At 55.2% G+C, this 12,830-nt stretch carries 13 protein-coding genes; 9 read left to right on the top strand and 4 right to left on the bottom strand.

Annotated elements, in window-relative coordinates; genetic code table 11:
* Nucleotides 1-12: 12 nt before the first annotated feature.
* From ACWYRJ_RS05375 to yiiM, 3 genes are all read left to right on the top strand, one after another.
* The gene (locus ACWYRJ_RS05375) at nt 13-1,278 is read left to right on the top strand and encodes an MFS transporter (protein WP_149367353.1); all 1,266 of its coding nucleotides are present in this window, start codon (nt 13-15) and stop codon (nt 1,276-1,278) included.
* A 162-nt stretch (nt 1,279-1,440) separates the two neighbouring features.
* A complete protein-coding gene (gene sodA / locus ACWYRJ_RS05370) occupies nt 1,441-2,061 on the top strand; it encodes a superoxide dismutase [Mn] (protein WP_003861999.1) in 621 nt (206 codons plus the stop codon).
* A gap of 71 nt (nt 2,062-2,132) precedes the next feature.
* Nucleotides 2,133-2,807 carry a 6-hydroxyaminopurine reductase gene (gene yiiM, locus ACWYRJ_RS05365; RefSeq protein WP_111963953.1) on the top strand — a complete coding sequence of 225 codons (675 nt, stop codon included), beginning with the start codon at nt 2,133-2,135 and terminating at the stop codon, nt 2,805-2,807.
* Nucleotides 2,808-2,859: 52 nt separating this feature from the next.
* On the opposite strand, the gene cpxA is transcribed toward yiiM, so the two are convergent.
* Nucleotides 2,860-4,233, bottom strand: coding sequence for an envelope stress sensor histidine kinase CpxA (gene cpxA / locus ACWYRJ_RS05360; protein WP_045329509.1), 1,374 nt, complete (start codon nt 4,231-4,233; stop codon nt 2,860-2,862).
* Nucleotides 4,230-4,928: an envelope stress response regulator transcription factor CpxR gene (cpxR, locus tag ACWYRJ_RS05355; protein WP_006179159.1), complete on the bottom strand. Its 699-nt coding sequence runs from the start codon at nt 4,926-4,928 to the stop codon at nt 4,230-4,232. The genes cpxA and cpxR overlap by 4 nt, the downstream gene beginning before the upstream one ends.
* 151 nt (nt 4,929-5,079) lie before the next feature.
* Here cpxR and cpxP point away from each other — a divergent pair, with 151 nt between their 5' ends.
* The 6 genes from cpxP (at nt 5,080) to ACWYRJ_RS05325 (ending at nt 11,197) form a co-directional block, all read left to right on the top strand.
* Nucleotides 5,080-5,586: a cell-envelope stress modulator CpxP gene (cpxP, locus tag ACWYRJ_RS05350; RefSeq protein ID WP_111963954.1), complete on the top strand. Its 507-nt coding sequence runs from the start codon at nt 5,080-5,082 to the stop codon at nt 5,584-5,586.
* A 152-nt stretch (nt 5,587-5,738) separates the two neighbouring features.
* On the top strand, nt 5,739-6,632 hold the full coding sequence (gene fieF, locus ACWYRJ_RS05345) for a CDF family cation-efflux transporter FieF (RefSeq protein ID WP_023309697.1): 894 nt from the start codon (nt 5,739-5,741) through the stop codon (nt 6,630-6,632).
* Between the two features lie 174 nt (nt 6,633-6,806).
* Entirely contained in the window at nt 6,807-7,769 is a 963-nt protein-coding gene (pfkA, locus tag ACWYRJ_RS05340; RefSeq protein WP_023309696.1) for a 6-phosphofructokinase, read from the top strand.
* A 209-nt stretch (nt 7,770-7,978) separates the two neighbouring features.
* Nucleotides 7,979-8,968 carry a sulfate ABC transporter substrate-binding protein gene (locus tag ACWYRJ_RS05335; protein ID WP_455507528.1) on the top strand — a complete coding sequence of 330 codons (990 nt, stop codon included), beginning with the start codon at nt 7,979-7,981 and terminating at the stop codon, nt 8,966-8,968.
* A gap of 107 nt (nt 8,969-9,075) precedes the next feature.
* Entirely contained in the window at nt 9,076-9,819 is a 744-nt protein-coding gene (locus tag ACWYRJ_RS05330; RefSeq protein ID WP_455507527.1) for a CDP-diacylglycerol diphosphatase, read from the top strand.
* Between the two features lie 73 nt (nt 9,820-9,892).
* Nucleotides 9,893-11,197, top strand: coding sequence for an SLC13 family permease (locus tag ACWYRJ_RS05325; RefSeq protein ID WP_455507526.1), 1,305 nt, complete (start codon nt 9,893-9,895; stop codon nt 11,195-11,197).
* 81 nt (nt 11,198-11,278) lie between these two features.
* Here ACWYRJ_RS05325 and tpiA read toward each other — a convergent pair whose 3' ends face one another.
* Both tpiA and ACWYRJ_RS05315 read right to left on the bottom strand, forming a co-directional pair.
* A complete protein-coding gene (tpiA, locus tag ACWYRJ_RS05320) occupies nt 11,279-12,046 on the bottom strand; it encodes a triose-phosphate isomerase (protein WP_223580771.1) in 768 nt (255 codons plus the stop codon).
* A 111-nt stretch (nt 12,047-12,157) separates the two neighbouring features.
* The gene (locus tag ACWYRJ_RS05315; RefSeq protein ID WP_455507525.1) at nt 12,158-12,754 is read right to left on the bottom strand and encodes a DUF1454 family protein; all 597 of its coding nucleotides are present in this window, start codon (nt 12,752-12,754) and stop codon (nt 12,158-12,160) included.
* Nucleotides 12,755-12,830 lie beyond the last annotated feature (76 nt).

Genomic DNA, 12,830 nt, shown 5'->3' with positions numbered 1-12,830 from the left:
AGGATAAAAATAATGAACACAACAACCTGTACCCACAAAGACAACCCTAACTTCTGGATCTTCGGGCTGTTCTTCTTTCTCTACTTCTTCATCATGGCCACCTGCTTTCCGTTCCTGCCGATCTGGCTGTCGGATATCATCGGCCTGAACAAAACCCATACCGGCATCGTCTTTTCCTGCATCTCACTCTCGGCCATTGCCTTCCAGCCGGTGCTTGGGGTGATCTCGGATAAACTGGGTCTAAAAAAACACCTGCTGTGGATCATCTCCGTGCTGCTGTTCCTGTTTGCCCCTTTTTTCCTCTACGTCTTCGCGCCGTTACTAAAAGCCAACATCTGGCTGGGCGCGCTGAGCGGCGGCATGTATATCGGCTTTGTCTTTTCGGCGGGCTCAGGGGCCATTGAGGCGTACATTGAACGCGTGAGCCGTAACAGTTTTTTTGAGTACGGTAAGGCGCGCATGTTTGGCTGCCTCGGCTGGGGGCTATGCGCCTCCACGGGCGGGATCCTGTTCGGCATCGATCCGTCGTATGTTTTCTGGATGGGTTCGGCGGCGGCGCTGCTGTTGATGCTGCTGCTGGTGGTCGCGAAGCCAAAACCCAACCAGACGGCGCAGGTGATGAATGCGCTGGGTGCCAACCAGCCGCAGATCACCGCGAAAACGGTATTTAGCCTGTTCCGTCAGCGCAGGATGTGGATGTTTATTCTGTACGTGATTGGCGTGGCCTGCGTCTATGACGTCTTTGACCAGCAGTTTGCTACCTTCTTCAAAACGTTCTTCGCCACGCCGCAGGAGGGCACTCGCGCCTTTGGTTTTGCGACCACTGCCGGGGAAATCTGCAACGCGATCATCATGTTTTGTTCACCGTGGATCATTAACCGTATCGGCGCGAAAAACACGCTGCTCATCGCCGGGGTGATTATGGCGACGCGCATTATCGGCTCGTCGTTTGCCACCACCGCTGTAGAAGTGATTGCCCTGAAGATGCTGCATGCGCTGGAGGTGCCGTTCCTGCTGGTGGGGGCCTTCAAGTACATCACCGGGGTGTTTGATACGCGTCTTTCGGCGACTATCTACCTGATAGGCTTCCAGTTTGCCAAACAGTCGGCAGCGATCTTCCTCTCCGCGTTTGCCGGAAATATGTATGACCGGATCGGTTTCCAGGAGACATACCTGATGCTGGGCTGTTTCGTGCTGGCGATTACGGTGGTGTCGGCGTTTACGCTCAGCAGCAGGGAGGAGATTGCGGCAGGCAATAAGGCGCTGGAAGTCCATTAACGCTCTGAACCCACTCACTATTCCGGCGTTGGTCAAAAAATGAATAACCTTATAAAAACTACGGCATTGATAATCATTTTCAATATCATTTAATTAACTATAATGAACCAACTGCTTACGCGGCATTAACAGCTGTGCCGCCCGACAATAATGGAGAGGATTATGAGTTATACACTGCCATCCCTGCCGTATGCCTACGACGCACTGGAACCGCATTTCGACAAGCAGACGATGGAAATCCATCACACTAAACACCACCAGACCTATGTGAATAACGCGAACGCCGCGCTGGAAAGCCTGCCAGAGTTCGCTAACCTGCCTGTTGAAGAGCTGATCACCAAGCTGGACCAGCTGCCAGCGGACAAGAAAACCGTGCTGCGTAACAACGCGGGCGGCCACGCAAACCACAGCCTGTTCTGGAAAGGCCTGAAAACCGGTACCACCCTGCAGGGCGACCTGAAAGCGGCTATCGAGCGCGACTTTGGTTCCGTTGACAACTTCAAAGCGGAGTTCGAGAAAGCCGCTGCAACCCGTTTCGGCTCCGGCTGGGCGTGGCTGGTACTGAAAGGTGACAAACTGGCGGTTGTTTCTACTGCTAACCAGGACTCCCCGCTGATGGGTGAAGCGATCTCTGGCGCATCCGGCTTCCCAATCCTGGGTCTGGACGTGTGGGAACACGCTTACTACCTGAAATTCCAGAACCGTCGCCCGGATTACATCAAAGCCTTCTGGGACGTGGTTAACTGGGACGAAGCAGCAGCACGTTTCGCCGCTAAAAAATAAGGTTGCATTGACGCCTGTGAGAAGCGAGTCTGATGGCTCGCTTTTTTTGTATCTGCGTAATGGAGGCAGCGATGCATTATCCGGTGAATGTATTTACAGGCAAGGTAAGGGAGTACGACGGCAGCCGCCCGAGCGCCATCGCCAAAATTCAGGTCGACGGTGAGCTGACGTTAACCGACCTCGGGCTTGCGGGTGACGAGCAGGCAGAAAAGAAAATCCACGGCGGGCCCGAGCGCGCGCTGTGCCACTATCCGCGCGAACACTATCAGTACTGGAAAAACGAGTTCCCCGAACAGGCGGATCTCTTCGTTGCCCCCGCGTTTGGCGAGAATCTCTCCACCGAAGGGCTCACCGAAAAGAATGTATTTATTGGTGATATTTACCGCTGGGGCGATGCCCTGATCCAAGTGACGCAGCCGCGCTCGCCGTGCTTCAAGCTCAACTTCCATTTCGGTATTCATGACATGTCGGCTCAGATGCAAAGCGTGGGTAAAACCGGCTGGCTGTACCGGGTGGTGCTGGCAGGGCAGGTCTCAGCAGATGCGCAGCTCGAGCTGGTATCACGCCTGAGTGAGGTGTCTGTTTACGACGCCTGCGCCATTGCCTGGCATATGCCGTTTGATGACGAGCAGTATCATCGCCTGCTGTCGGCGGCGGGGCTATCGACCAGCTGGACAAGAACGATGCAGAAGCGACGTTTAAGCAGCAGAATCGAAGATAATTCCCGGAGATTGTGGGGTAAGTAGTGTTCTTCATCCCGGCCCTCTCCCCTTCGGGGAGAGGGTTAGGGTGAGGGGGTTACGAACGCTTGTACAATGGTAGCCACAGCGTTAACCGTAGCCCACCCAGCGGGCTGTCGTCGGCTTTGACCCAGCCGCGGTGCTGTTGCATGGCGGTTTCCACAATCGCCAGACCCAGCCCCGTGCCGCCGGATTCCCGGTCGCGCGCCTCATCGGTACGATAGAACGGACGGAAAATCTGCTCGCGATCTTCCGGGCTGACGCCAGGACCGTCGTCGTCGACAATGACGGTGATCCCGTCTTTATCCACCGAGAACGCCACCTCAATCTTCGTATGCGAGTAGCGCAGGGCGTTACGCACGATATTCTCCAGCGCGCTTTCCAGCGCGTTGGGGTTACCGTAGAGCGGCCACGGGCCCGGCGGGAAGTTGACGGTGAAGGATTTACCCATCTGCTCTGCTTCGAATGCCGCGTTGTCCAGCACCTCGTGCCAGAGATGATTCGCTTTCACCGTTTCGCTAACCAGCGCGTTTTTCTGCTGATTACGGGACATGACCAGCAGATCGTTGATCATGCTGTCCAGGCGGTGAGCTTCGGTTTCGATACGTTCCAGCTCTTTGCTTTCCCCGCTGCGGCGGCGCAGCAGCGCGGTGCCAAGCTGTAAGCGCGTTAGCGGGGTGCGCAGCTCGTGCGAGATATCCGACAGCAGGCGCTGCTGTGCGGTCATCATGCGATCGAGAGCGCTCACCATCTGGTTAAAACTGGTCCCGGCGGCAAGGAACTCCTGCGGTCCGGCTTCCAGTTCAGGGTGTTGTCGCAGGTTACCCTGTGCCACCTCATCGGCGGCATTCTTCAGCTTACGCGCCGGTTTTGCCAGGCTCCACGCCAGCCATAACAGCAGCGGCGAGCTGACCAGCATAGTAACAATCAGCAGCAGGAGAGGGCGGTCAAACAGCAGGTTGATGAAGTCGGACTGGGAGCTGCTCGCGGGGCGAATCAGGTAGAGCTGATAATTATCCTCTCCGTCCCTGACGGAGAAAGGCCCCACCATCTCTACGCGGCCATATTTCTTCTTCTGGGGATGATCGGCGTTATCCGCCTGGCCAATGAAGTTGCGGATAATCTGCATTTCATTACGATCGGCACCAATGACGCGGCCTTCGCTGGTCACCAGCAGCAGGCGTTGTCCGGGCGGGGCCCACTTGTCGATAGCGCGAAACAGCCTGCGCCACCACATTAAATCGTTCGGCGGATCGTTTGCCAGCTCGGCTTCAACATGTTGCTCGATCATCACGCCCTGACGTTGCTCGCTGTCGAGAAGCTCCGTCATCTGGCGTGAGTCGAGTTTTGGCAACATCAGTACGAGCATTAAAACCAGTGCCAGCGTCAGCCAGAAGATGGCGAAGATGCGGGCGGTTAAGCTTCCTATCATGAAGCGGAAACCATCAGATAACCGCGACCACGCAGGGTTTTAAACCATGGGTGACCGTCTTTACGCTCAGGCAGCTTACGGCGCAGGTTAGAGATGTGCATGTCGATGGCGCGGTCAAACGGGGTGAGGCGTTTGCCCAGCACTTCCTGGCTTAGATGTTCACGCGAAACCACCTGGCCGAGGTGCTGCGCCAGCAGATATAGCAGGGTGAACTCCGTGCCGGTTAGTTCCAGCGTCTGGCCATCAAAGCTCGCTTCCTGACGGCCCGGGTTGAGGCTCAGGGAGTCGACTTCTAGAGTAGGTGAGCTGTTGTCGGTATTTTGCTGCTGTTCGCTCCAGTGGGAACGACGCAGGATAGCGCGAATACGGGCAACCAGTTCACGGTCATTAAACGGCTTTGGTAAATAGTCATCCGCGCCCAGCTCAAGGCCGAGTACGCGATCAAGTTCACTGCCGCGCGCGGTCAGCATGATTACGGGAGTCTGGTGTGTCTGGCGAAGTTCTTTCAACGTATCAATACCGTTTTTCTTCGGCATCATCACGTCGAGCAAAAGTAAATCGATGCTATCGTCAAGGAGACTCAGCGCCTGCTCGCCATCATGGGCAACCAGGACGTTGAAACCTTCCATGTCGAGCAACTCCTTTAAAAGGGATGTGAGCTCTCGGTCATCATCAACTAACAGGATTTTATTCATTGTTTAAATACCTCCGAGGCAGAAATTACGACATCAAGGCTATCTAATCCATGACTTTACGTTGTTTTACACCCCCTGACGCATGTTTGCAGCCTGAATCGTAGACTGTCTCTCGTTGAATCGCGACACGAAAGATTTTTGGGAGCAAGTGATGCGCAAAGTTACCGCTGCCGTCATGGCCTCAACGCTGGCGTTCAGTGCGTTTAGCCAGGCTGCTGAAGCTATCATCAGCGATAACAGTCCCTTACAAGAGGGCGCAACGCAGAACAGCAGCCAAAGCCATATGTTTGACGGCATAAGTTTAACCGAACATCAGCGTCAACAGATGCGAGATCTGATGCAGAGGGCAAGACACGACCAGCCCCCTGTTAATGTTAGCGAAATGGAGACAATGCATCGCCTTGTCACCGCAGAAAATTTTGATGAAAGCGCTGTGCGCGCTCAGGCCGAAAAAATGGCACAGGAACAGGTTGCCCGCCAGGTAGAGATGGCGAAGGTTCGCAACCAGATGTTCCACCTGCTAACGCCCGAGCAGCAAGCGGTTTTGAATACGAAACATCAGCAGCGAATGGACCAGCTGCGTGAGGTTGCACGGATGCAGCGAAGCTCAGAAACGACGTTTTTCAGTAGCAATAGCAGTACCCGTAGTAACCAGTAAACCCTGTTTTCCTTGCCATAGACACCATCCCTGTCTTCCCCCACATGATGTGGGGGTTTTTTTTGCCCTGCATCTCGTCTGTTAACCGTTTTTTCATCCTTTGACTCCCCATGCTTCCGTTATACTAGCGGCATAACATGACAGGAGCGTTTATGAATCAATCCTATGGAAGACTGGTCAGCCGGGCCGCCATTGCGGCGACCGTCATGGCCTCCAGCCTGTTACTGATTAAAATCTTTGCGTGGTGGTATACCGGCTCGGTCAGTATTCTGGCGGCGCTGGTGGACTCGCTGATGGATATTGCCGCCTCGTTGACCAACCTGCTGGTGGTGCGTTACTCGCTGCAGCCAGCGGACGAAGAGCACACGTTTGGGCACGGCAAAGCGGAGTCGCTGGCCGCGCTGGCGCAAAGTATGTTCATTTCCGGCTCTGCGCTGTTCCTGTTTTTAACCGGCATTCAGCATCTCGTTTCGCCAACACCGATGAACGATCCCGGCGTGGGCGTTGTTGTGACGATAGTCGCGCTTATATGCACCCTTGTTCTGGTAACGTTCCAGCGCTGGGTTGTTCGCAAAACGCAAAGCCAGGCTGTACGGGCGGATATGCTTCATTATCAATCTGATGTTATGATGAATGGGGCTATTCTTATTGCGCTCGGTCTGGCCTGGTATGGCTGGCATCGCGCCGATGCGTTGTTTGCGTTAGGGATTGGTATCTATATTTTATATAGCGCCCTGCGGATGGGGTATGAAGCGGTGCAATCACTGCTTGACCGCGCCCTCCCGGACTCAGAACGTAATGAAATTTTTTCTATCGTGACCTCCTGGCCCGGCGTCAGCGGTGCACACGATCTTCGAACGCGGCAGTCAGGGCCGACCCGCTTTATACAGATTCATATTGAAATGGAAGACAACCTGCCACTGGTACAGGCTCACGTTATTGCTGAGCAGGTCGAGCAGGCGATTTTGCAGCGTTTTCCTGGTTCAGACGTCATCATTCACCAGGATCCCTGCTCGGTTGTACCCGGTCATGTTGGGCTTTCGTAATTCGTTGTAAAAAAGTGAGCCAGGCCAGCATTTTGTGTATAAATTACCGCCGTTTGGTCTGACCTGAATCAATTCAGCTGGAAGGGATTGATATACTATTTGCAGTATTCGTTGGTCGATAAGTTTCTTCCGGCAACAGATTTCAATTTTGCATTCCTAAGTTCAGAGGTAGTCATGATTAAGAAAATCGGTGTGTTGACAAGCGGCGGTGATGCGCCGGGCATGAACGCGGCAATTCGTGGTGTTGTCCGTGCAGCGCTGACGGAAGGCCTGGAAGTTTTTGGCGTTTATGACGGTTATCTGGGCCTGTATGAAGATCGTATGGTTCAGCTCGACCGCTACAGCGTGTCTGACATGATCAACCGTGGCGGTACTTTCCTCGGTTCTGCGCGCTTCCCGGAATTCCGCGACGAACACGTTCGTGAAGTGGCTATCGAAAACATGAAGAAACGTGGTCTGGACGCCCTGGTGGTTATCGGTGGTGACGGTTCCTACATGGGTGCAAAACGTCTGACCGAAATGGGTTTCCCGTGCATCGGTCTGCCTGGCACCATCGACAACGACATCAAAGGCACTGACTACACTATCGGCTTCTTTACTGCGCTCGGTACCGTTGTTGAAGCGATTGACCGCCTGCGTGACACATCGTCTTCTCACCAGCGTATCTCTATCGTTGAAGTGATGGGCCGTTACTGCGGCGACCTGACGCTGGCGGCAGCGATTGCGGGCGGTTGCGAATTTATCGTCGTGCCAGAAGTCGAATTTAGCCGTGAAGATCTGGTTGCTGAAATCAAAGCGGGCATCGCGAAGGGTAAAAAACACGCGATCGTCGCTATCACCGAGCACATCTGTGACGTTGACGAGCTGGCGAAGTACATCGAAGCCGAAACCAAACGCGAAACCCGCGCGACCGTACTGGGTCACATCCAGCGTGGCGGTTCCCCAGGCCCTTACGACCGTATTCTGGCGTCCCGTATGGGCGCGTACGCGATCGATCTGCTGCTGCAGGGCCACGGCGGCCGCTGCGTCGGTATTCAGAACGAAAAACTGGTTCACCACGACATCATCGACGCGATTGAAAATATGAAGCGTCCGTTCAAAGGCGACTGGCTGGACTGCGCGAAAAAACTGTACTGATCGGCTCTGTTGCCCGGTGGCGCTGCGCTTACCGGGCCTACAAAGGCACGACTCGTAGGCCGGGTAAGGCGTAGCCGCCACCCGGCTTTTTTATGCGTGGACGCTTTTTTATTCCACTACGTTATAGCCAATCTTTTTTTATTCTTTAATCCTCGATTCGCTTTCTGGCACGCTGCATTCATCAAAACACTACACATGAGAGCTGGGCGATGAATAAATGGGGCGTGGGTTTAACATTATTGCTGGCATCGACCAGCGTTCTGGCTAAGGACATTCAGTTATTAAACGTGTCATACGACCCGACGCGTGAACTGTACGGGCAATACAACAAAGCGTTTGCGGCGCACTGGAAGCAGGAAACCGGCGATAATGTCGTAGTTCGCCAGTCTCACGGAGGTTCTGGCAAGCAGGCGACCTCCGTCATCAACGGCATTGAAGCCGACGTGGTGACCCTGGCGCTGGCCTACGATGTCGACGCGATCGCCGAGCGCGGTCGCATCGACAAAAACTGGATCAAACGCCTGCCGGATAACTCCGCACCCTACACCTCGACCATCGTCTTCCTGGTGCGTAAAGGCAACCCGAAACAAATTAAAGACTGGAACGACCTGATCAAACCTGGCGTTTCTGTGATTACCCCGAACCCGAAAAGCTCCGGCGGCGCTCGCTGGAACTACCTGGGCGCATGGGGTTACGCGCTGCATCACAACAACGGCGACCAGGCCAAAGCGCAGGAGTTCGTGAAGGCGCTGTATAAAAACGTTGAGGTGCTGGACTCCGGCGCGCGTGGTGCCACCAACACCTTCGTCGAGCGCGGGATTGGCGACGTGCTGATTGCATGGGAAAACGAAGCGCTGCTGGCGACCAACGAACTGGGTAAAGACAAATTCGAGATCGTGACCCCGAGCGAATCGATTCTGGCTGAGCCGACCGTTTCCGTAGTCGATAAAGTGGTTGAGAAGAAAGATACCAAAGCGGTGGCGGAAGCTTACCTGAAGTATCTCTATTCGCCAGAGGGCCAGGAAATTGCGGCGAAAAACTTCTATCGTCCACGCGATCCGGCTGTTGCGAAGAAATACGAAAGCGTATTCCCTAAACTGAAACTCTTCACCATCGATGACGAGTTCGGCGGCTGGACGAAAGCGCAGAAAGAGCACTTCTCTAATGGCGGTACCTTCGACCAAATCAGCCAGCGCTAACCATTAGCCTGTGACACGGTGACCCGGCGTGAGAAATCCGCCGGGTTTTTTATTTGGTCATCATTTTGCGTTACTCTTTTGCCTCAATCGAAAACAGGGAACGCGTTGTGAAAAAAATTATCTTATTGATCCTCCTTGTCATCGCCCTTGCCGCTGGCGGTGTGTACTGGATGAAGGCGGGTAATCCGAATGCGTTAAGACATATCGTTCTCGACCAGTGTGTGCCTAATCAGATCCAAAATCGTAACCCGGCACCGTGTGCGCAGGTGAAAATGGATGCAGGCTATGTGATATTTAAAGACCGCAACGGGCCGCTGCAATACCTGCTGATGCCGACCTATCGCATCAACGGCACCGAGAGCCCGCTGTTGACCGAAGCGCATACGCCGAACTTTTTCTGGCTGGCGTGGCAGTCGCGCAGCTTTATGACCCTGAAGCGTGGAGCCGAGGTGCCTGACAGCGCCATTTCGCTGACGATTAACTCCCCGACAGGGCGCACGCAGAACCACTTTCATATTCATATCTCCTGCCTTCGCCCGGACGTGCGCGAGAAGCTCAACGCGGCACAGGGAGAAATCAGCACCCAGTGGCTGCCTCTTCCTGGGGGACTGGAAGGACATGAGTATCTTGCTCGTCGGGTGACGGAGAATGAACTGGTCCAGCGCAGCCCGTTTATGATGCTGGCAGAAGAGCTGCCGGAAGCGCGCGACCATATGGGGCGTTTCGCACTGGCGATGGCGCAGCAGTCTGATGGTTCGTTTGTGTTGCTGGCGACCGAGCGTAACCTGCTCACGCTTAACCGCGCGTCTGCGGAGGAACTGCAGGATCATCAATGCGCTATCCTGAAGTAACCCCACCATAAATCGCGTTTACTCGGGCCGCCTGTCACCGTAGACTTGCTGAAAAATTCTACAGGAGACAGGTATGTCGCTCTGGTCAACGTATCCTCTGCTGCTGCCCTCACTGATCGTTGGCGTCACCATCGTGCTGTGGGCGACGTCGCTATTGCCGGAATTCATCACCGCGCTGCTGTTTTTCACAGCGGCAATGACTGCGAAGATCGCCCCGCCGGAGGTCATCTTTGGCGGTTTTGCCTCGTCTGCTTTCTGGCTGGTCTTCAGCGGATTCGTGCTTGGCGTTGCGATCCGTAAAACTGGACTGGCAGACAGGGCCGCCAGGGCGCTGTCGGCAAGGCTCACCGACTCCTGGGGGTTGATGGTGGCGAGCGTGGTGCTGCTAAGCTACGCGCTGGCGTTTGTGATGCCGTCGAATATGGGACGTATTGCGCTACTGATGCCGATTGTCGCCGCGATGGCGAAACGCGCCGGTATCTCAGACGGCTCCCGCGCGTGGTTTGGTCTGGCGCTGGCGGTAGGGTTTGGGACTTTCCAGCTTTCGGCGACGATTCTGCCCGCTAACGTCCCTAATCTGGTAATGAGCGGTGCGGCGGAAGGTTCGTACGGCATCCATCTGAACTATGTCCCTTATCTGCTGCTGCACACGCCGGTGCTGGGCATTCTCAAAGGCCTGATTCTGATTGGCCTCATCTGCTGGCTATTTCCTGGCAACCCAAAACCGCCTAAGGAACAGGCGCCGTCTGAGCCTATGGGGCGGGACGAAAAGCGTCTTGCCTGGCTGCTGGCGGTGGTGCTGGGGATGTGGGTGACGGAGAGCTGGCACGGCGTGGGGCCCGCGTGGACGGGGCTGGCGGCGTCGATCATCGTTATGCTGCCGCGCATTGGTTTCATTACCGGGGAAGAGTTTTCTGCGGGGGTGAATATGCGCACCTGTATCTACGTTGCCGGTATTCTGGGGCTGGCGATCGTCGTGACGCAAACCGGTATCGGAACAGCGGTGGGCGAGGCGTTGCTTCGCATTATGCCGCTGGATACAGACCGACCGTTCACCAGTTTCCTGGCGCTGACCGGTATTACCACCGCACTCAACTTCATTATGACCGCCAACGGCGTTCCGGCGCTGTATACCACTCTGGCGCAGAGTTTTTCGGACGCGACCGGTTTCCCGCTGCTGTCGGTGATCATGATTCAGGTGCTGGGTTATTCCACGCCGCTGTTGCCCTATCAGGCGTCGCCGATTGTGGTGGCGATGGGGTTAGGAAAGGTGCCTGCCAGGGCGGGGATGGTGCTTTGTCTGGCGCTGGCTATTGCAACGTATCTGGTGCTGCTGCCGCTGGATTATCTGTGGTTTAGCCTGCTGGGACGGCTGTAAAAAAGCCCGGTGGCGCTGACGCTTACCGGGCCTAGAGAACCGTAGGGCGGGTTAGCGAAGCGCCACCCGCCACAAAGGCAATTACGCCTGTTTAGCCGCTTCTGCCGCTTTAACGATCACCGCGAAAGCGTCCGCTTTCAGGGATGCACCGCCAACCAGCGCGCCATCGATGTCTGGCTGGGTGAACAGCTCAGCAGCGTTGGAAGCGTTAACGGAACCGCCGTACTGGATAATCACTTGCTCAGCGATTTTGGCGTCAGCTTTCGCAATGTGGTCACGAATGAATTTGTGAACAGCCTGAGCCTGTGCAGGGGTTGCTGATTTGCCGGTACCGATCGCCCAGACTGGCTCGTAAGCGATAACCGCGCCTTCGAACGCTGCCGCGCCCTGGGTTTTCAGCACTGCGTCGATCTGACGTGCGCACACTTCTTCAGTTTTGCCCGCTTCGTTTTCTGCTTCGGTTTCACCGATGCACAGAACCGGGATCAGACCCTGCTCTTTCAGCACGGCGAATTTCTTCGCAATGAACTCGTCGGATTCTTTGTGATAGGTGCGACGCTCGGAGTGGCCGATGATGATGTATTTCGCGCCGATATCTTTCAGCATTTCAGCGGAGGTTTCACCGGTGAACGCGCCAGACAGGTTAACGTCAACGTTCTGCGCGCCCAGAATGATGTGGCTGCCGTCAGCGGCACGTTTAGCCAGATCCAGGTACATATCCGGCGGAGCGATAGCAACCGCGCAGCCGGTCACGCCAGCCAGCTCTTTACGCAGGTTCGCAACCAGTTCGTTTACCATGTGGCGGCTGCCGTTCAGTTTCCAGTTACCCATCACTAAAGGATGTCGCATTTCAATTCTCCACGCTAAATAAGCGAATTAAGGAATATGGCCACCCTGTCGGGCAGCATGGTCTGTGAATCAGTATAGAGATTTTCCCTCGAAAGGCTTTGCTTTTTGTCATTAATTCGCCCCGCCGAGAGTGTCAGATAGTGCCAGCTTAATCGGTTCAACAGCGAAGGTCAGTCCTTTTTCGCCGTTGTCCGCCACAACATAGCGGGTCGCGCCTTCGGTATCGGCGTAGTAACGCTTGTTTTTCCCGGCGGTAAGGAGTTTCTGCAGCTTTTGCTGGCTTTGCTTTTTCGTCAGTGCCGGGGTAAACGCCTGCAGGACCGCGCTCATATACTCAAGCGCTTTCGCCTTAGCGGCTTTCTGCTCTGGCCCCTGTATCGGCAGCCAGGTGATTTGCATGCTTTTGATTTTTAACGTTCCGCGCTCCAGCGCCGTCGAGGCATACAAATTCTCATTAATCTTGCTTGCCGCACGAGTCAGTGTGGGGGTATCGCGGGAGCCATCAATGGCGCGAAACTCATCCAGCGGCAGCGTGGGGTTGGCCTGATTGAAGGCTTCACGAAACTGGCTGATGGACTGATCGAACGACGGGGCGCCCGCCAGCAGATACGGCGCTGTGGTGGGGGCAGTGGTTTCGGCGGCGTGCAGGGGAAAACCCGCGCTGAGCACCGCTAAACACAGGAAAAGAGAATGTGCCGAACTTTTCATCAACATTGTCCCTGGCCGTAAGTGCTCATGATTAAAACGATATCTGGTCGGCTTGTCAAAAGGTCACAACTCCAGG

The organism is Enterobacter sp., assembly GCF_977039595.1.
The sequence above is the reverse complement of the archived record's forward strand: the minus strand, read 5'-3'. Positions and strand labels throughout refer to the sequence as shown.

What these genes read in the sequence shown, in the direction of transcription:
- ACWYRJ_RS05375 (WP_149367353.1), top strand. Translation starts at nt 13, where the DNA reads ATGAACACAACAACCTGTACCCACAAAGACAACCCTAACTTCTGGATC.
- sodA (WP_003861999.1), top strand. Translation starts at nt 1,441, where the DNA reads ATGAGTTATACACTGCCATCCCTGCCGTATGCCTACGACGCACTGGAA.
- yiiM (WP_111963953.1), top strand. Translation starts at nt 2,133, where the DNA reads ATGCATTATCCGGTGAATGTATTTACAGGCAAGGTAAGGGAGTACGAC.
- cpxA (WP_045329509.1), bottom strand. Translation starts at nt 4,233, where the DNA reads ATGATAGGAAGCTTAACCGCCCGCATCTTCGCCATCTTCTGGCTGACG.
- cpxR (WP_006179159.1), bottom strand. Translation starts at nt 4,928, where the DNA reads ATGAATAAAATCCTGTTAGTTGATGATGACCGAGAGCTCACATCCCTT.
- cpxP (WP_111963954.1), top strand. Translation starts at nt 5,080, where the DNA reads ATGCGCAAAGTTACCGCTGCCGTCATGGCCTCAACGCTGGCGTTCAGT.
- fieF (WP_023309697.1), top strand. Translation starts at nt 5,739, where the DNA reads ATGAATCAATCCTATGGAAGACTGGTCAGCCGGGCCGCCATTGCGGCG.
- pfkA (WP_023309696.1), top strand. Translation starts at nt 6,807, where the DNA reads ATGATTAAGAAAATCGGTGTGTTGACAAGCGGCGGTGATGCGCCGGGC.
- ACWYRJ_RS05335 (WP_455507528.1), top strand. Translation starts at nt 7,979, where the DNA reads ATGAATAAATGGGGCGTGGGTTTAACATTATTGCTGGCATCGACCAGC.
- ACWYRJ_RS05325 (WP_455507526.1), top strand. Translation starts at nt 9,893, where the DNA reads ATGTCGCTCTGGTCAACGTATCCTCTGCTGCTGCCCTCACTGATCGTT.
- tpiA (WP_223580771.1), bottom strand. Translation starts at nt 12,046, where the DNA reads ATGCGACATCCTTTAGTGATGGGTAACTGGAAACTGAACGGCAGCCGC.
- ACWYRJ_RS05315 (WP_455507525.1), bottom strand. Translation starts at nt 12,754, where the DNA reads ATGAAAAGTTCGGCACATTCTCTTTTCCTGTGTTTAGCGGTGCTCAGC.